The 17,842-nt window shown below is 66.5% G+C and carries 20 protein-coding genes; 8 read left to right on the forward strand and 12 right to left on the reverse strand.

Annotation, left to right across the window (positions count from 1 at the left end):
• Positions 1 to 17: 17 nt before the first annotated feature.
• From ACZ5Y0_RS14605 to ACZ5Y0_RS14645, 9 genes are all read right to left on the reverse strand, one after another.
• On the reverse strand, positions 18 to 173 hold the full coding sequence (locus ACZ5Y0_RS14605) for a hypothetical protein (protein WP_168218148.1): 156 nt from the start codon (positions 171 to 173) through the stop codon (positions 18 to 20).
• Between the two features lie 16 nt (positions 174 to 189).
• Positions 190 to 369, reverse strand: a complete 180-nt coding sequence (locus tag ACZ5Y0_RS14610; RefSeq protein ID WP_469129014.1) for a mobile element transfer protein — start codon at positions 367 to 369, stop codon at positions 190 to 192.
• Between the two features lie 15 nt (positions 370 to 384).
• Complete coding sequence (locus tag ACZ5Y0_RS14615; protein ID WP_469129015.1) at positions 385 to 1,065, reverse strand: DUF2637 domain-containing protein; 681 nt, start codon at positions 1,063 to 1,065, stop codon at positions 385 to 387.
• 87 nt (positions 1,066 to 1,152) lie between these two features.
• Positions 1,153 to 2,523 carry an FtsK/SpoIIIE domain-containing protein gene (locus ACZ5Y0_RS14620; RefSeq protein WP_469129016.1) on the reverse strand — a complete coding sequence of 457 codons (1,371 nt, stop codon included), beginning with the start codon at positions 2,521 to 2,523 and terminating at the stop codon, positions 1,153 to 1,155.
• Between the two features lie 5 nt (positions 2,524 to 2,528).
• Positions 2,529 to 2,876 carry an SCO3933 family regulatory protein gene (locus tag ACZ5Y0_RS14625; RefSeq protein WP_266806763.1) on the reverse strand — a complete coding sequence of 116 codons (348 nt, stop codon included), beginning with the start codon at positions 2,874 to 2,876 and terminating at the stop codon, positions 2,529 to 2,531.
• 178 nt (positions 2,877 to 3,054) lie between these two features.
• Positions 3,055 to 3,876, reverse strand: a complete 822-nt coding sequence (locus ACZ5Y0_RS14630; RefSeq protein ID WP_469129017.1) for an integrase — start codon at positions 3,874 to 3,876, stop codon at positions 3,055 to 3,057.
• Positions 3,873 to 4,724 carry a sigma-70 family RNA polymerase sigma factor gene (locus tag ACZ5Y0_RS14635; RefSeq protein WP_469129018.1) on the reverse strand — a complete coding sequence of 284 codons (852 nt, stop codon included), beginning with the start codon at positions 4,722 to 4,724 and terminating at the stop codon, positions 3,873 to 3,875. Before ACZ5Y0_RS14635 ends, ACZ5Y0_RS14630 begins: the two co-directional genes overlap by 4 nt.
• Positions 4,725 to 4,899: 175 nt before the next feature.
• Positions 4,900 to 5,301 (reverse strand): ATP-binding protein, encoded by a 402-nt coding sequence (locus ACZ5Y0_RS14640; protein WP_067237079.1) that lies wholly within the window; start codon positions 5,299 to 5,301, stop codon positions 4,900 to 4,902.
• Between the two features lie 96 nt (positions 5,302 to 5,397).
• Positions 5,398 to 6,252: a helix-turn-helix domain-containing protein gene (locus tag ACZ5Y0_RS14645; RefSeq protein ID WP_469129019.1), complete on the reverse strand. Its 855-nt coding sequence runs from the start codon at positions 6,250 to 6,252 to the stop codon at positions 5,398 to 5,400.
• A gap of 536 nt (positions 6,253 to 6,788) precedes the next feature.
• Here ACZ5Y0_RS14645 and ACZ5Y0_RS14650 point away from each other — a divergent pair.
• The 5 genes from ACZ5Y0_RS14650 (at position 6,789) to ACZ5Y0_RS14670 (ending at position 10,893) form a co-directional block, all read left to right on the forward strand.
• Entirely contained in the window at positions 6,789 to 8,690 is a 1,902-nt protein-coding gene (locus ACZ5Y0_RS14650) for an ATP-dependent nuclease (RefSeq protein WP_469129020.1), read from the forward strand.
• A complete protein-coding gene (locus ACZ5Y0_RS14655) occupies positions 8,690 to 8,899 on the forward strand; it encodes a KTSC domain-containing protein (RefSeq protein WP_469129021.1) in 210 nt (69 codons plus the stop codon). Before ACZ5Y0_RS14650 ends, ACZ5Y0_RS14655 begins: the two co-directional genes overlap by 1 nt.
• A 385-nt stretch (positions 8,900 to 9,284) precedes the next feature.
• Positions 9,285 to 9,971 (forward strand): HNH endonuclease, encoded by a 687-nt coding sequence (locus ACZ5Y0_RS14660; protein WP_469129022.1) that lies wholly within the window; start codon positions 9,285 to 9,287, stop codon positions 9,969 to 9,971.
• Positions 9,968 to 10,624: a hypothetical protein gene (locus ACZ5Y0_RS14665; protein WP_469129023.1), complete on the forward strand. Its 657-nt coding sequence runs from the start codon at positions 9,968 to 9,970 to the stop codon at positions 10,622 to 10,624. Before ACZ5Y0_RS14660 ends, ACZ5Y0_RS14665 begins: the two co-directional genes overlap by 4 nt.
• Positions 10,615 to 10,893, forward strand: a complete 279-nt coding sequence (locus ACZ5Y0_RS14670; protein ID WP_469129024.1) for a hypothetical protein — start codon at positions 10,615 to 10,617, stop codon at positions 10,891 to 10,893. The genes ACZ5Y0_RS14665 and ACZ5Y0_RS14670 overlap by 10 nt, the downstream gene beginning before the upstream one ends.
• Before the next feature lie 409 nt (positions 10,894 to 11,302).
• Here ACZ5Y0_RS14670 and ACZ5Y0_RS14675 read toward each other — a convergent pair whose 3' ends face one another.
• Complete coding sequence (locus ACZ5Y0_RS14675) at positions 11,303 to 11,914, reverse strand: hypothetical protein (protein ID WP_469129025.1); 612 nt, start codon at positions 11,912 to 11,914, stop codon at positions 11,303 to 11,305.
• A 253-nt stretch (positions 11,915 to 12,167) separates the two neighbouring features.
• Between ACZ5Y0_RS14675 and ACZ5Y0_RS14680 the strand changes: the two genes are divergently transcribed.
• On the forward strand, positions 12,168 to 12,587 hold the full coding sequence (locus ACZ5Y0_RS14680; RefSeq protein WP_469129026.1) for a DUF6578 domain-containing protein: 420 nt from the start codon (positions 12,168 to 12,170) through the stop codon (positions 12,585 to 12,587).
• Between the two features lie 741 nt (positions 12,588 to 13,328).
• A complete protein-coding gene (locus ACZ5Y0_RS14685; RefSeq protein WP_469129027.1) occupies positions 13,329 to 13,619 on the forward strand; it encodes a zinc-ribbon domain-containing protein in 291 nt (96 codons plus the stop codon).
• A gap of 13 nt (positions 13,620 to 13,632) precedes the next feature.
• Here the strand turns inward: ACZ5Y0_RS14685 and ACZ5Y0_RS14690 are convergent, their stop codons facing one another.
• Positions 13,633 to 14,352 (reverse strand): TIGR03943 family putative permease subunit, encoded by a 720-nt coding sequence (locus ACZ5Y0_RS14690; RefSeq protein ID WP_469129028.1) that lies wholly within the window; start codon positions 14,350 to 14,352, stop codon positions 13,633 to 13,635.
• Complete coding sequence (locus ACZ5Y0_RS14695; protein WP_469129029.1) at positions 14,349 to 15,371, reverse strand: permease; 1,023 nt, start codon at positions 15,369 to 15,371, stop codon at positions 14,349 to 14,351. The genes ACZ5Y0_RS14690 and ACZ5Y0_RS14695 overlap by 4 nt, the downstream gene beginning before the upstream one ends.
• A gap of 166 nt (positions 15,372 to 15,537) precedes the next feature.
• Between ACZ5Y0_RS14695 and ACZ5Y0_RS14700 the strand changes: the two genes are divergently transcribed.
• Positions 15,538 to 17,490 carry an NAD-binding protein gene (locus tag ACZ5Y0_RS14700; RefSeq protein ID WP_469129185.1) on the forward strand — a complete coding sequence of 651 codons (1,953 nt, stop codon included), beginning with the start codon at positions 15,538 to 15,540 and terminating at the stop codon, positions 17,488 to 17,490.
• Positions 17,491 to 17,842 lie beyond the last annotated feature (352 nt).

Genomic DNA, 17,842 nt, shown 5'->3' on the forward strand with positions numbered 1-17,842 from the left:
GGTCCCTTCTGCGGCGGTCAGTCGAGGAGCGTGGCGACGGCGGGGGCGAGGACGCTGTTGGCGACGAGGTAGCCGCCGAGGAGCAGCAGGGCGACCAGCCACCACGGCGGGCGGGCGAGCTGGATGCCGAGGACGGCGACGACGAGCACGGCGAACCAGAGCGGGACGCTCATGGCGGTGGTCTCCTTCTCAGGCCTTGCAGCGGTGGGTGCGGGCGGCGAGTTCGGCGGCGGTGCGGCTGTCGTACTCGGCGGAGAAGTCGCAGCGGGGGGCGGTGCAGGCGGCGAGGTGGCGGTTGCGTCCTCGGGCGAGGTACGAGGCGACCTGCACGGGACCGAAGCGGCGGACGTTGCGAAAGCGCGGGTTCACAGGGGCGGTCCTTTCTCAGAGGTGAGCGGCGACGGAGGCCGTCATGGACGCGGGCAGGCCGAGCCGGGCGCGTACGGCGTCGGGGTCGGCCGGTTGGCCGGTGGTGGCGCGGTGTTCCTCGGCGAGGGCCTGAACGCGGTCGACGAGCGCGGGCGGCAAGGCGACCGCCCGAGGAGCGGGAGCAGCGGCGGGGACCGGATCCGGGGTGTCTTCCGGCGTTGAGACCGGGAGGGCGTCACGGGGGGACTCGTCGACCGGTGGGGCCGAAGGCGTCTCGGCGTCCCGCTCCGGAGAGACAGGCACCGGAGTTGCCTCGGACGCTCGTGGTTCGTGCGCCAGAAGGGTTCCGCCGAAGAAGGCGACGGCCGGCCACCCGGCCACCACGACCCGCAGCGAGGCGGGAACGTGGTCCAGGTCGAGGAGACCGGCCGTGGCGACGTTGGCGCCGAGGGACGCGGCCAGGGCGACCAGGAACCACAGCCGCGCTCCCCCGGCCGGTTGCCCGGCCCGCTGGTGGGCCCCCATGCGACGCCATGCGGCGACCAGCAGCAGGTCAACACTGATCGGGTAGGCCCATGCCTTCCAGCCGCCCTGTCCTGCCGCTTCGGCGAGGTCGTGCAGGTGGTCGAAGGACAGGGCGCCCGCGATGACGGCTTGCACGATCACGGCGTCCACGCGGGCGAGGTGGGCACGCATCGGCTCGTCTTCCTTCCGGTTCGAGGCATGGGAGGGGTAGGGACCTGGCGCGAGGCGGTCACGCCGACCGTGGGAAGCGAGGGAGGGTTACTCGGTCACCGGGCGCGCGGTCGGCACGGGGGTGACGGGGGCCGTCGTACCGGCAGGCTCGACGGCGACGGCGGGCCGGAAGGCGTCGAGGCGGGGCAGCTCGGGCACGAGGGCGGAGGTGGCGCGGCAGACGGCCGCAGCTTCGTCGAGGCTGAGGTGTGGGGAGCGGATGCGGGACCAACCGCCGGAGGAGTCACCGACGATGGCGACGCCGGGACGCTCGGCAGGGATCGCGGTGGCGGCGAGGGCCGCTTCCGGGGAGACGTCGGCAAGCGCCATGTTCGCCGACGACTCATCGTTGACACGGTGGCAGACACGGCCGGTGAGCTGGGCCCGGAGCATGGTGGCCCCCTTGCCGAGTTCGGAGCCGAAGCGCTGCCCGCACACCTCCAAGTAGATGCCGGCCGCACGGCCGAGCTGGGCGATGCGGATGAGCTTGGTGACCATGGCGTCCCGCCGCTTCTCGTCGTCCCGGTTCGCGGCGAGGAAGAGTTCCGCGACCTCGTCGACGACGACCACGACCGGCACCGGCCGCACCTTCTCGGGCAGGCCCCACACGTCCGAGGTGAGGACGGCGTCCGGACCAGCCGCGGAGCTGAGTCCGATGAGCCGAAACCGTGCCTCCATCTCATCCAGCAGCGCGTCAAGCAGTTCGTTCGCACGGTCCGGGGTGTCGGCGAGGGCCGACAGACGCGGCGCGAACGGCGCCAGTTCCACACCCCACTTGCAGTCGATACCGACGAGCACGACCGGTTGCCGGGCGAGCCCGCAGACCAGGTTGCGCAGGAAGACCGACTTACCGGACTGCGTGGCGCCGAGGATGAGTTCGTGCGGCACGGTGCGGAAGTCCCGTACGTGCCACCGTCCGTCCTCCCGCAGCGCCAGCGGGAACGTGAGCAGACCCCCACCCTTCCGCTGGCGCATCGGACGCCGTACGTCGTTCAGCACGTCCCAGCCGATGAGTCGGAGTTCGAGCCAGCCCGGCTTGGTGGGTCGGATGTGCACGGCGTGAGCCGCCCAGGCGTGCCGCAACCGGTCGGCCGAGGCCATGAAGTCTTCGGGAGCCTGCCCGGTTGCCATCCGCAGCCGCATCACCAGGCCGGACCCGGTCGGCAGCGGCAACGAGCGACGCGGGGGCACCGGGGCCGCCTCCCTGCCGACCAGGCGAGCCGTGGCCCGGCGGACAGCAGAGGCCGGAACCGTCAGACCGCAGGCGTCCATGGTGGTCCGATAGGTGGTGACCACGCGCAGCGCGACCAGCGGGTATCCCACGAGCCACCAGAACGCGACCGGCATACGCCGACGCAGCACCAGCAGCGCGACGACACCCACCAGGCACAGCGTCAGCACCCACACGGTGTCGGTCATGGCGGTCAGCCCTTCACCGACGCGGGGGCGTTGACCATGACGGCGTCGGCCCGGTAGGCGATGCCGTGACGCATCCGCCCGCCGAACTCGCTCTCCCACGGGCGAGCGACGAGACCGGACAGGATGACCGGCGCACCCTGCACCAGGCCCTCACCGATACCCGCCTCGGGAACGGTGACCTTGATCATGTCCGAGCCGCCCTGCGCGATGAACACCAGCTCCATGACCATGAGCCGCTGGTTCGTCGTCGGGTCCACGGCAACCTCACCGGTCTGCCGGTCCTTGACCTTGACCTCCGGCAGCTTGGTCACGAGCAGCGTTGCGGAGGAGACGTCGACGGGAATGACACGCATTTCTGAACCTCACTGGTTGGCAGTGCCCCACCGGGCACCGCTGCCGCTGGATACCCCCCTAGACAGCAGAGGGGTGACCCGCCCTAACTGTCTAGGGGGGTTGACGGCAACAGTAGACCGACGCCCCGTCAACTGTCTAGGGGGATATACGGGTGTTTTTTCGTGTGAGGTTGCAGGGCTACGGCAGCACCCAGTGAAGGACGGTGGCGTCATCGTGCGCCTTACCGCGTGGCCACCGTCGCCCCTCGATGTCGCCGGCCTCGACTTCACGAACTCGGCGTACCAACTCGGCTGGCCCTGAGGAGTCGACGACCGCCAAGGTCTCTTGCCAAGTGGTGAGTTCGAAGCGGTCGACGAGCCGAGTCGCCCCGTCGCTAAGCAGCGTCACGGAGGTCAGGGAGGCGAGCGGCACCACCCCGGTCAGCGAATGCTCGGCCGCTCGCGGGTCGGGCCCAGCGATCCAGAAACCGCCGGGCCGGTTCCGGAGCTCCGTAAGAGCGTCTCGGTAGTCGGCCAAGGCGGCGGCGTGTTCCGGAGAGCCAGTGGGCAACGCGTCCACCGGACCGCGCAGCCGCTTGCCCACCTCGTCCAGCCGCCGATCAGTGACCACGGTTGGCCCCTCCCCCGCACCGGCCAGCAGGAGCGAGGAGTCGCCGAGGACGAGGTACTCAAGGGCGTCACCGCGGGCACGTACGGCAACGACTGTGCTGGTAGGGCTTGCTCGGTGGTCCAGGTCGCACATGCCCTGATGCAGCGACCGAACAGCGCGGATCGAGTCAGCCAGGCACTCAGGCAAAGGCCGTCCAGCATCCGCGGTGATGGCTCCGAGCAGCAGCCCGCCGAGAGTCGAGGAGAACCAAGCGACACCGTGCGAGCAGCCGGTATCCGCGCCGACCACGCCCGCGCCGTCCAGGAGCACAGCAGCACCGGAAGCAGCAGCAGCGAAGTCCTCGTTCTCCTGGCCCGGTTGTGCGGGCAGGGACGCGAGGGTGACCCTCACGCGGCCGACTCCTCGTCGTGCCGGTAGAGGGGGGTGAGCAGTTCGACGGACTGCGGTTCGCTGGTCTCCGGGTCGTACTCGACGCCGACGAGGGTGGAGAACCGGTGCTCACCCACCTGTCCCCACAAGGTGTTCAGGTCGGACCCGAGCAACTGCACGACACCGAGGGAACCTTGCGTGTGGATACCGGCGATCGCGAGGAGTGAGCCCTTGCCGTCCGGTCGGGGCAGCTTGCCGACGTATCCGACGTCGTACGAACGAGCAGGATCACTGTCCTGCCCGGACCGGTACACCTCCCCGGTTCGTCGATCGACGATGGTCCAGGGCCCGTCTTCCGCTTGCTCCCAGTTCAGCACGGGGTCCTGCGCGTACGTGTCCCACATCTGCTGAGACATGCGCGGACCACAGACGACGACCAGGCCGTCACGGTTGAGGTCGATGTCACCGCTCACCGGCACATGCTCGGACGTGACGTCGAGACCGTACGACCGCGCGAGATCTTCGAGCCGCTTGCCGGAACTGACGTCGTCCACAGCGACGACCGTGCGCCCGCGCTCGTCGTCCCGCCGCAGAGGGGTCGCGATGACGACCGCCCCGCGCCCGAGGAAGGCGCCCTCCGGCGCCGGCCCGGTGTGGCGGATCTGATGGATACGCCCGCGGCTCAGACCGGCTTTCGTGGCGATCTGCGCGTACGACAGGCCCTGCGCGTGGAGGTCCTGAACCACTCGGCGACGAAGCCGGGCGAGTTCAGTCACCTCCTGCTGAGCGTCGGCCAACCGGGTCGTGACCTCGCGGAGGAGCAGGTACGGGTCTTGGATAGCCATGATGCGCTGCAACTCGTCCGACATGACTTCACCTCCTAGCAGTACCCAGGAGTCTAGGGCCCTAGACAGGACGGGCGCGAGACGCCGTCCTGATCTCACCCCGATCACGTAGAACGCAGCCCGCCGCCGAGGTACACCCTTGGGGCTCACCTTCTCCCGCCCGGCAGGCAGTCCGGTCGAGTCTCCCCGCGGCCGGCCATCACACATCCACCCGCGCCAGGTCGGCCCAGATGCAGCGCCCGCCTCCGGAGCGGTCCTTCACGCCCCAGTCCTTCGCGCAGGCCGAGACGAGCATCAGCCCGCGGCCACCCTGGTCCACCGGACTGTTCACGCTGCGCACCATGGGCTCGTCGTCACTGCCCTGGTCGATGACCTGGATGCGCACGAAGTCGTCCGCGAAGCCGACGAGCACGAGGAACCAGCCTCGGTACCAGCCGCTTCGCGTGTGCCGGACAGCGTTGGCGGCCAGCTCGCCGACGACTAGGACGGCGTCATCAACCAGGCTGGGCGGCTCATCTTCCAACAGGGCAGCGACGAAGTGACGAGCCTCGGCCACCTGCCAGGGTTGGCCGGGGAAGCTGCGGCCCCAGTTCTTGGGCATGGGAAAACTCCTCCTGCGTCTAGGGGGCTAGACGATGCAGGCAGCAGAGTATTCCTAGGCTCGCAGGCAAGCCAGGCATGTAGAGGAATTATTCCTCTAACGGGTGGTGCTGTCGTCGCCCAGGGCTCGGAAGTCCTTCATCACTTGCAGCAGCAGTTCCCGCACGTCGGACCCGAAGGTCGCAGCCTCCTCGAAGCGGCTGAAGGTGCCCTCGTACGAGGTGACGTCGGAGGAGTCGTCCAACACCCGCTCACCACGGAAGGTCTCGACGACCACCGCCCTCCGGTCGCACAGACTGAACCCGTGGCGAGGCATGACGGGTACGGCCCGACGCCAAGGGATGACCCCGAGGCGGACTGTGCTCAGGCTCTCGACGGCCAACAGCCGGTCAAGTTGGGCGAGCATGAGCGAGGGACTCCCCGGCCAAGTGCGAAGGACCCCCTCGGTCAGTACGAACACCCACTCATGCCCTGGCTCATACAAGAGGCTCTGCCGCTCGATACGGGCGGCGACGGCGCGACCGACCCCTTCCGGCGTGGCTGCCGGTGCACTATCGAAGACATGCCGGGCGTACTCAGCGCTCTGAAGCATGGCCGGCAGGACGACGCACTGAAAGGAGCGGACGAGCTGGGCGGACCGCACCGCGTCGTCGAGCGCGCCGCCATGTGTCGTTTCGGCGCCAGTGGCTTGGGTTGCGTGCTGCGCGGCCTCCACAGCACTCAGGAGGTCACGCACCTCCCGAGTGGTCGTCTCATCCAGGCCGAGAGCGCGGGACAGACGACCCAAGACGTCAACACTGGGGACCATCCGGCCCGTCTCCACCTTCGACACTGTCGGCTGGCCAACTCCCGCCAGCTGCGCCAGCGTGGCACCGGTCAGACCAGCCTCGGTACGAAGCCCACGAAGACGCATCCCAAGCGCCTTCATTCGATCCTGCCGTTCGCTCCCCATGACCAGGGTTCTACACCACGAGGCAGCAGAGCCCAGGCCCCCAAGGCGCGAGGACCATCCGATCCAGACGCCCCACCCTGATCAGCTGTTACAGGTTTCCCTACCTCATCAAGGCGGCTCGCTCCGCTCCCCGCGCGCGGCCCGGCCCCCGGCCGGGCCTGCGCTCCTGTCTCCGCCCCGCTCCAGCCCGGCCGGCGTCCATGCCGCGCTCAGAGCAATCGGCCACCTGATGCCAGAGAAGGCGGACGTCGTGGCTGGGGCGGTCGGCTCCACGGCTTTAGGCAGCCACTTTGGGGCGAGCCTCTAAGATCATGGCCCCATCGTCGTGCTTTACCGGGCAGGTCCACAGACTGCCCGACGCGCCGCAAGCTTACGGGGCCATGATCACTCGCCCCAAAGCAGCTCCAGCCCAAAGCCGCTACGCCGACCGCTCTGCAGGCACACGGCCACTAGGGCAGATGTTCGAGCAGTGAACTGTTGTTACCAATGTGCAGAAACCGGTTGCCTGTGGTGCGCGGGTGGGATCACCATGAAGCATGAGGATGATCCGGGCGCGGATTGAGAACTTCCGCTGCCTCCAGCTCGCTGAAGTGCGCTTCGACAACGTTACTTCAATTATCGGCCCCAACGGTGTCGGCAAGTCCACCATCTTGCGTGCACTCGATTGGTTCTTCAACGGCGAAAAGGGCACAAGCCTAAGCATCGATGATCTGTGCGTCAATGCTAAAGGCGGCCGAATCTTGGTCGAAGTCGAATTCGATTCACTTACTTCCAGCGACCGCGATGAACTCGGTTACTACGCCCCCGAAGGCGTGGATAGCGTACTGATTCGGCGCACATGGGATAACGGCGAAGATAAGATCACAGGAAAGGGGCTAACCTTCCCTCCGTTCGAGTTTGTGCGGAGCCAGGTTAACGCAACCGCGAAGCGTAAGGCCTACAACGCACTTCGTGAGGAGCGTCCTGAACTTTCCCTTCCTTCTGCCGGAAGCGAGGCCCTCGTAGACGAGGCGATGATCGTCTGGGAGAGAAATCATCCCGACCAGCTCGAAGAGTCCGAAATGCAAGCTACAAACTTTTTCGGGTTCGCGGGGAAAGGTAAACTCTCCAGCCTCTTCGAATTTATCTTGGTTAGCGCAGACCTGCGCGCTCTTGAGGAATCGACTGATACTCGTTCCGCGATCTTCGGGCGAATCATCGAACGCGCCGTAGACAGGCGAGTCGCAGATACAGAGCTGGCGGAACTGGACGATCGCCTAAATCTGGAGCGTGCCCAGATCGCGACTAAGAACTTCGGCCCTCAGCTTGAGCTGATCTCCAAGGAACTAACCAAGGCAGTGGAGGTCTTCTGTGCTGGTCGAGACGTTCTCGTTTCTCCTGTGGACAACCCATACAAGCCCGTCAAAGCATCCTTCAAGGTCAGCATTGTAGACGGCCCCGTTGAGACTGGCGTCGAGCGTCAAGGGCATGGATTTCAGCGAGCAATGATCATCGCCGCGTTGAAGCTCCTGTCGGATAGGGGGAGCGACGGGCCTCGATCCAAGGCTGTGTGCCTGGCCATTGAGGAGCCCGAGCTGTACCAGCACCCTGTTCAGGCACGAGCCTTTTCTCAAGTGCTACGAAAGATCGCGGAAGACCCTAACCAGAGGGCACAGGTGGCCTACGCCACTCACAACCCAATTTTCGTGGATCCTCATAATTTCCATGAGATTCGGCGCATAAGTAGAGTTAGCAAGGGCAGCTTCGAGCGAGCGATCTCAATCGCACATGTTCGAGTCGAGGACGTAATAGAGTCGCTTTCCGGCTTTGTTCCGGAAGACCGCGTGAGAAAACAGATCGGTGCCGCAATTCTCCACCGTCTAGCTGAAGCTCTATTTGCATCCGCTGTAGTGCTCGTAGAGGGAGACACGGATAAGGCTGTACTAGAGGGCTGCGCTACTCGTAGCGGCAGCCCATTGACCGTCGAGGGAATTCACGTAGCGGATGCTGGAAATAAGACGGCAATCTACCTGAACCATGCCATTCTAACCCTGCTCGGCATTCCATGCTTTGTGGTATTTGACGCCGACTCCGGAATCGCCGTGCGCATGGAGCAGAAGGGAAGGACTCAGCGCGATATTCGGAATGCAGAGATGTCCGAGAGCAGCGAGAATCACCGACTATTCTTGTACCTCGGTCACCGCGATAAGCCCGATTGGCCTCCGACTCACGCAGAAAGCGACTTCGCCGTCTTTGCCGACCGCCTCGAAGAGACAATCAGTAGCGAATGGCCCGAGTGGGGTACCAAGGTCAACGAACTCATTGAGTCGGGCCTCGGCTACAGCGAAAAGAACTCGTACACGTACGCGAGAGCCTCAATCGAAGCTGAAGGGGAACCGCCCATTGTGATCAAGCAAATCATCGAAAACGTGAAGGCTATGGCCAGGGAGGGACAGTGATGGATAGATCACCCGTAGCCTCGTCCAACATCACCTCTATTGGCTACGAGGCCGCAAGGATGCTTCTTGAAATCGAGTTCTCCTCTGGCGTTTATCAGTATCATGCCGTCCCGGAGCACATTTACATTGAGCTAATGGCGGCTCCGAGTCACGGACGATACTTCGCGCGAGCCATCAGAGATCGCTATGCATACCGAAAGGTTGCCTGATGCGTTGTGTCAGCCCTTAACGAGCGCTGTCAGGCTCCCCGCAGGATCCGTTAGCCTCGGATAGGTAGCTGCGGAAGTACTGCCCTCGATGTTTAGGGTGGCCTGAAGCACGCCTATGGACCAGCCGATGACATCCCCGAAATGCTGACCAGGCCGGCCACCATTGGGAGCGTAGCTGCCCTGCCGCTGGGCGAGTGACTACACGCTTGCTGTTGGACCGATCCCGGCTCGGAAACGCGGACCACACCACGCGATGGGCCTCAGCATGGTCAGGATCTGCGAAGCGGGCAACAGCACGCGGCCAGGCAGGTTGCCTACGTAGGCTGTCATCTGCTCAGATGATCTGATCGACTTGGGCGGAGCAATGGCGGATACATCATGCAGAGTGAACCCAGATACGAACAGCCGACGTCGCCTGTGGGGCGACTCCGGTGGATACTGCGGAAATCCCATATGCCGCAAGTACCTGTTCCCCGATGACCTCGACGTGGATTTTGCCGAACTAGCCCACATCATCCCGGCTTCTCCCAGCGGGCCGCGCGGCATGCCGCTGTCGGAGGTTTCCGCCGTAGCCAGGGCGCACCACAGCAACTTGGTCCTGCTGTGCGCCAACTGTCACACGACGATCGACAAGGCTCCGGCGTCCTACCCCGCCGACATGCTGTACGGCTGGAAGCAGGAGAGAGTCGATGAAATCCATGTCGCAGTTGCTTCACCGGTCTTTCAGACCCGCGCCGAAGCCAGAGCTTATATCCAAGGCTCGCTGGACGAAAATGCCTTGATCCACGCCAGGTACGGTCCGGTAGGTGATCCGTATCTTCAAGGCAACCCAATCCTCTGGCTACGTCATGCACGGTCCACGATCATTCCTAACAACCGCAAGGTCCTTCGCGTGCTGGATGCCAACCGACATCTATTGACGCCAGAAGAACAGCAAACGGTGGCAGCGTACCGTCTCCATATGGAGCAGTTTGAGAACCGGCACGTCCTCGATGACTTCACAACCGGCACGGAACGCTTCCCCGAAGCCATTCAACGAGTCTTTCTGGATGGGAGAACAAACCAGACGTGAATGATGTAAGGGGCTGGATCGAGAAAAAACTAGCGGAGAACGGCTTCTCCGCAACGAGACTGCCAAAACACCAGTTGCTGATTGCCCGTAACCTCTTGCCGGACGCCCGTGTCCTGTGCGTCGGTCTTGATCGAGGCGAGGTGTTTGGCATTGAAAAACTTAATAGCGCCCTCGCGGATGTGCCTGACACCAGCTTTGTCGTTGTTGTACCGGGGACCATCTCCCACGGCGTCTATGAGCGAGCTGAGGAACTCGGCGTCTGCGTGACTGGCTTCGGCGATCTCATCAATGCCCTGCACGACGACGAGGATGTTGCCCGACACGTTGACAGACAGGGACAATACGAACGGCGTCGCCTGACTCGCAACCGGGCCGTTGCATCCGTTAAACGCAAAGGGTATCGCGCCTACGAAATCCAGAGGAAGAAGCTCCGGTCGCTGACCATCGTCACGACGGATGTCTACGAGATCACGGCGGACCAGGTATACACCCTTCTTGAAAGCTACGAGGAAATAAACCCTGACCTGATCATCATAACCAATCCGAATTGTCGGGGGTTTTCTACCGACTCGCTACAGACCGCCACTCGGTCAGGTATCCCCCTCGTTCTGTTCAATGAATTTCTTGATGACCTTGGCTCCAAGTGGACCTGAACCGCTGGCCTAATCTGAGGCTCCTGATCAAGGGGGCGCAAGGGCTGCCGTCCCTTCAGGTGTGGATGTTCGGTTCAGCTCTTCGATGCGAACGCCCCGCAGATCTGGACATCCTGCTCGTTTACGAAGATCGTTCCGCGGTCATTGCCTTGCGCGCGATGAACCGCTGGGAAGAGATGTGCCCGCCAATCCACCTGATCGCCATGACATCGCGGGAAGTTGACGAGTACGACTTCATCAGGCAGACGGGAGCGGTGCAGTTGATGTGACCTGACTGGTCCCTTAAGAGCTGGGACTCCCGGAAGCCGACCGCACGCTTCACACCATAGGCGCAAGCACTGACAACGACTCGCCGGCGATCGATTGTCGAGCGGTGAGTGTATAACTGCGTGACAACGCCGGCGAACATTGGCGGACGAGCGTGAACGTCTGTGGACCACAAGTTGCCCCGCCAGTAGCCAACACTCAGGCAGCCTCATCTCACAGTGCAAAACGGCACCCCGTGCCCCCGACGTGCCCGATCAGGCGGCATCCCAAAGGGAGCCACGGGGAGTGCCAGCCACTCGCCGCCAAAGCCACATGTCAGAGTCCTGCCAGCTCAGCCGTCAACCGCGTACGCGATCTCCACACTGGTGACCACAGCCCAGGCAGCACGTCGGGACTCCGCTAAGCGCTCGTTCAACTGACGGCGTCCCTGTCCAGCGCCGTACTCGCATGTTGCAGAAACTCTCGAATACTTAGCTCCAGCTGCTTGTGCTTCTCGGGAAACGTCGAGGTGTCATAGGCCACGGTGGAGACACTTGCCTCGTCAGAGATACGAGCGAAGCTCTGCAGGATACGGAACGGGGCAACCAAGCCACTCGACAGCTCCGTCACCTTGGTTACGTAGGGTTCGAGTTCAGCCGGCCCATCCAGGACGACATGCCGGCCGAAGCGGCTAACTTCATCAGCGAGTGCAATGGCCTGGTCCACGTAGCCATCCTTGAACTCACTGTGCTTCAGGTAGGAGGCGGAGCGTGCGCCTTCATCTTCAAAGCGGGCACCTTCGCCCTCAGAAGATCTCGACCGATTGAGGAGCCGCCCGAAGCTCACCCAAGGCTCTAGATGATCGTGCAGTGTCGCAACAGCGGATGAGAACGCTTCGTAGGAGGCTCTTCGTGGTTCCCTGCGCTCACGTATCGACTCATTGCGCATCTGCATCTTGGTTGCTGACCTTGCGGTCCAGCCAGTCACGATCATGCCGATCGTTCCCACCCCGGCCCCTAACACGGCGGCTATCCCAGCATCCATGCACACCATGATGACGCCGACGTGTCACCGCCATATGACTGTCGTCGGCTGAAGTTAGTGCTACAACCGTGCCAGACGCAGGGGTCAGTCACGGGTTAGCACCCGCGCCTCGCGGTCGAGTAGCCGCCCGCTTCCTCGGCCAACGAAGCCGCAGCTCAGGCCGCAGATAGCCCAGCCTCCCTTCTGAAGCGGGTGCCGTAGGTCATGCGCAAGGCCCCTGATGAGCCGCGGTCGCTCGGCGGACAATGGCGGCATGACGTTGACGATTTGGGTTGATGACTGGCAGATCCAGTGCTGCGGACAGAGCTTCGCGCCAGGGGATGTTGTCTCCTGGACGCTGCTGGAAGTCGATCCGGAGGATTACGCAGACGTCGTTGGCAGCGAACGTGCGGATGAGATCGATTTCCGCGAGGAGCATCACGGCCAGGAGGACGGGCACGCGCCCACCTCGGTAGAGGTGGTGTCAATCGCCGAGGTTCACTGTCGTTACGAGGCACCTACGGGCTCTACGGACAATGTGAACCACCCCGTTTCAGGCACGACCGTGCTGGTTCCGGCCAAGGAGGCGGACGGATGGGCGAAGGCCAGGCCGGACGTTAGCTTTGCGGGCTATCTGGTGACGGCCCGGCGTGCCACAGACGGACCGGAAGGTGCTGCTGCTTCCGAGCGATGAAGGAGCCGGCGGCACAGGCGTCCTGCCCGGTCGGTGTACCGCGACTCCGTACCGCACCACCAACGACCGACCCCATCCGGTAGCGTCCCTCTGGCGTGTGGGGCGGGCGGTATGACCGTCGCTGACCGATCGGGCTGGAGCTACGGACTAGGTGGTCTTCTGCCACAGGCACCAGGAGGACGCAGCACCAGTGAGTGTCTAACTGCGTGACAACGGCGACGAACAACGGCGGACGAGCGCGAACGCCAGCGGACCATCAGCGCAGGCGAGAACCACGCCAGCCCAAGGCAGCACCCCCACCCAAGTTGCTTCGGGACGAAGAGGTCGTGGGTTCAAATCCCGCCACCCCGACGCTGGTCAGAGGGCCTGGTGTGCAAGTTGCACCAGGTCCTCTGTCGTGCTTGCGGGCCAAGCAGGGCGCAGCCCAGGGGCAGGTAGCGGACAGGCGATGCGGTAGCGGAGTGCTGCGGTGTGTCCGTTACCGGGTTGGGGCCGCACCTGCCCTGGTAGCGGAAGGAGCGGACTTTCCCTGGACGCCCGGCGTCCCGGCTCGCCGACGACGCCCGGCGACCCGGCCGTCCGACACCGGCGTCCCGCCCACCGAGATCCGCGCCGGAGTCGCCCGCGAGGACCACTGACCGGTGGATCATGTGTGGTGTGCGGATGGCATGGTGAGTGGTGTCAGACGCTGCTTCCTCGCACTGTGGGAGGGAGGCACCGACCCGGGAAAGGACCGGCGAGATGATCATCTTTGGTACCAAGGGATATCTGTACCAGCTCGCGATACTGACGCTGGTGTGCGGGCGCTGCGGTAATCCGTCCGCGCACACGCTGAGGAAGCGCGTCACGAAGTTCACGTTGTTCTTCGTGCCGCTGTTCCCGATCTCGACGAAGTACGCCACGCAGTGCACGTTCTGCGGGGCGGAGCAGAAGCTGGTGAAGGAGCAGGCCGACCACTTGGTGGCGCAGGCCTCCGGCGCTCAGTCCGGGCAGGCGTACGGGCAGCCGCAGCAGCAGCCGTACCAGTCCTGAGAATCCGCCCGTCTCAGGTGTTCCACGTCTCGTCGTACGGATCCTTCGGGGTCGGCACCGGCCTCGCGCCGGTGACCTCCACGAAGGGGATCGGGCCGTCGTTGACGGGGTCCTTGACCCGGTGCGGGGTGTAGGTGCCGGTGATCTCCAGCCAGGTGTCCGGCTGGAGTACCGGGGGGATCCGGCCGGTCAGGCCCACTTTGACCGGCTGGGCGTCCGCCGCGCAGCAGTTGAGGGCCATGCGGACCAGGTACGGGGTGCCGTCGTGGTCCAGCGCCAGGAAGCCGGTGAGCTGGATGCGGCGGCCGGTGAGCGTACGGCCGTCGTCGTAGACCGCGCGGCCCGCGTAGTCGACCACGCTGAGGCGGAGGGGGTCGGCGGCCGGGAGCGCTGGGTACGCCAACGGCTCCTGGAGGGCCGTACCGGTGCGGGTGGCGCTGTACGAGCCGAGGGCCGGCGGGGCCACGAGGATCAGGGCGAGGAGGGGAAGGACGAGGAGCCACGAGATGCGGGGCTCGGGGTGAGCGGTGGCGGCGGTGATCTTTGCGCTGCGCGTCGCCCGCCACTCGTACCAGGCCGTCGCCAGTGCCGTCGCGATCAGGACCGCGCCCGCCGCCAGGAGCAGGGGGCGCAGGCCCGCCTTCACGTAACGCAGGTAGAGGTCGGTGGTGCCGGCGTGCAGCAGGCTCGCGCCGAGGAGGAACAGCACCGCTGACTGGGCCTGACGGTTCACAGGAGCACCGCCCCGGTCAGAACCGCTCCGGTGATCGCCAGCACGAAGGTGGCGGGCGCGAAACGGAGGGCGAAACCGCGGCCGAACGTACCGGCCTGCATCGCGAACAGCTTCAGGTCGATCATCGGGCCGACGACCAGGAAGGCCAGCCGCGCCGTCAGCGAGAACTGGGTGAGTGACGCCGCCACGAACGCGTCCGCCTCCGAACAGATCGACAGGATGACCGCCAGCACCGCCAGCGACAGGACCGCCACCGCCGGGTTGTCGGCCGCCGTGCGCAGCCAGTGATCCGGGGTCACCGCCTTCAGCGTCGCCGCGGCCATCGCGCCCACCACCAGGAAGCCGCCCGCGTGCGTCACGTCGTGGCGCGTCGACTCCCAGAACGCCTCGCCCTTGCTCTGGCCCTCGTGCCGTGCGTGCGTCGGCGGGCGCATCCAGTCCGTGCGGCCCAGACGGTGCCACAGCCAGCCCATCACGCAGGCGACCAGCAGGCTCGCCACGAAGCGGGCCAGGACCATCTGCGGGTCGCGGGGGAACGCCACCGCCGTCGCCGTCAGGACGATCGGGTTGATCGCCGGGGCGGAGAGCAGGAACGCGAGTGCCGCGGCGGGCGTCACACCGCGGCGCACCAGCGCACCCGCGACCGGTACGGAGGCGCACTCGCAGCCGGGCAGGACCGCGCCCGCCAGCCCGGCCACCGGGACCGCCAGCGCCGGACGGCGGGGCAGCGCACGGGCGAAGAAGGACGGGGGGACGTAGACCGCGATCGCCGCCGACAGCAGCACGCCCAGGACGAGGAACGGCAACGCCTGGATCATCACCGCCACGAACACCGTGGTCCAGGTCTGCATCACCGGAGCGGAGAGGGCCCGGCGCAGGGGCGCCTGCAGCAGCACCATGAGGAGCAGGAGGAGGGTGAGGGCCAGGGGGGAGGTCAGGCGGCGCGGGGCCTCGGGAGGCCGGCCGCCGTCCCCGTTCGGGGTGCCCGGCTTCTTCGGGGCCTGTTCGGTTACGGCCACGGGTGGGGCACCTCCGGGTTCCATGGTTCTCCCTCCCCCCTCATACGGGTTCACGGCCCCCCTTGTTCAGGGCGGATCGGGAACCGCTCGTCCCGGTGAGGCAGTCTTTCCCCTCGTGGCTGGTCTACCGAATCAGGGTCCGGCGCCGGGAGAGTCCGGCGCGCACATGGTGGTGTGCGGCGACGACGGGCTCGCGCACCGGCTGGCCGCGGAGCTGCGCGGCGTGTACGAGGAACAGGTCACGCTCGTCGTACCGCCCGACGAACGGACGGTGCGGCCGCCCGTCGTCGGGCGGGCCCGTGCGGTGTCCGCCGCGCTGCTCGACCGGGTGGTGAGCGCTGCCGTCAGTCGCGCCGCTGCCGGGAACGGTGGCGGGGCGGGGACCGGATCGGGACCCGGAACGGGGTCGGTCTCCGGTGCGGGGAGTGGCCACTCCGCCGTCGGAGCAAGGGTGTTGGAGGCCCTCGAGCCGACCGAGGCCGTGCTTGCCGAGGCCGGGGTGGAGCGGGCGGCCGCGCTCGCGCTCGTCTACGACGACGACCAGACGAACATCCGCGCCGCCCTCACCGCCCGTCGGCTCAACCCCCGGCTGCGGCTCGTCCTGCGCTTGTACAACCGGCGGTTGGGGCAGCACGTCGAGGAACTTCTCGACCAGGCCGCCACGTTGGCGACCGTCGGCGGTGGTGGCGGTGGGCTGGGAGCGGGCGACGCCTCCACCACCGTACTGTCCGACGCCGACACCGCCGCACCCGCGCTGGCCGCGACCGCCGTCGCCGGCACCACCAAGGTCGTCCAGACGGACGGGCTGTTGCTGCGGGCCGTCGAACGGCCCGCCCCCGGACCCGGGCGGGTCGCCGAGCCCGGTCTGGCCACGCTCGCGTTGCTGTCCGCGACGAGCAACGACCCCGCCTTCGCCGACGGTTCCGAGGCCAGCGGGGAGCAGGGGCCGCTGCTGTTGCCGGACGCGGCGACCGTCGCCGCCGCGAGCGGGCGGGGCAGTGTCGTGCTGGAGCAGGTGTCGTACTCGGCCGGGCCCGCGTTGCCCGCCGGGCGGGGGGTGGGGGTCGTGGCGCCGTTCGCCTCCCTGTTCTCGCGGCGGCTGCGGTGGTCGCTGGCGGGGCTCGTGGGGTGTGTCGTCGCGCTCGCGGTGACGTTGTGGCTGGTCACCGGGGTTCATCCGCTGGGAGCGGTGTATCTGACGCTGCTGGACCTGTTCGCGATCAACGATCCGGCACTGGGCGCGTCGACCGAGCGGCAGGTGCTTCAACTGGCTTCCGGCCTCGTGGGGTTGCTGTTGCTGCCGGTGTTGCTGGCGGCTGTGCTGGAGGCGTTGGGGACGTTTCGCGGGGCCGGGGCCTTGCGGCGGCCGCCGCGAGGGCTGGGCGGGCACGTGGTGCTGCTCGGGCTGGGGAAGATCGGGACGCGGGTGCTGACGCGGCTGCGTGAGCTGGACATTCCCGTGGTGTGCGTCGAGGCCGCCCCCGAGGCGCGGGGGGTCGCGGTCGCGCGGCGGTTGCGGGTGCCGGTGGTACTGGGGGACGTCACCGAGGAGGGGGTGCTGGAGGCGGCGAAGATTCACCGGGCGCACGCCCTGCTGGCGGTGACCAGCTCCGACACGACGAATCTCGAGGCCGCTCTGTACGCGCGGTCGTTGCGGCACGATCTGCGGGTGGTGCTGCGGCTGTACGACGACGATTTCGCGACGGCGGTCTACCGCACGTTGCGGGCCGCGCATCCGCGGGCGTTGACGCGGAGTCGGAGTGTGACGCACCTGGCCGCGCCGTCCTTCGCGGGGGCGATGATGGGGCGGCAGATCCTGGGGGCGATTCCGGTGGAGCGGCGGGTGCTGATGTTCGCCGCGCTGGAGGTCGGGGGGTACGGGCAGCTCGTCGGGAAGACGGTGGGGGAGGCGTTCCGGGCCGGGTACTGGCGGGTGCTGGCGTTGGACACGGCGGGGCGGGAAGCGGCTGCCGGGGACGAGGGGCGGGGGGCGGGGCTGGTGTGGGACCTGCCCGACAGCTATGTGCTGCGGGGGGAGGACCGGGTGGTGCTGGCGGCCACCCGGAGGGGACTGGCGGAGTTGTTGGGGCGGCGGCGGAGGGGGGTCGCGGGGGTGTAGTCGCCTTCTTCCCGACCCCGCCGCCCCTATCCGTCCCGTCCCGTCCCCAGGGGCTTCGCCCCTTCGTCCTCACCGGGGCTCCGCTCCCGGGCCCCGGCGGGGGCTTCGTCCCCGGCGCCCTTGGCCGCGGTCCGGCACCGGACAGCAGGTGCTCTCCGCGTCACCGTCCCCTCAGTCGGCCCCGAACGGGCCTCGTCCTCAGACGCCGGACGGGGCTGGTGGGCGAGGCGCCACCTGGGTGAGGGGCCCCCTGGGTGAGGGGCACGCCGCAGGAGCGCGCGGGACGCACGGGGCCGGGGGGTAAAGCGTCCGGCCAGTGGTGGAGCACAGGGCGGTCGCCGCAACGCCCCAA

It is taken from the genome of Streptomyces sp. NPDC033216 (genome assembly GCF_055577115.1).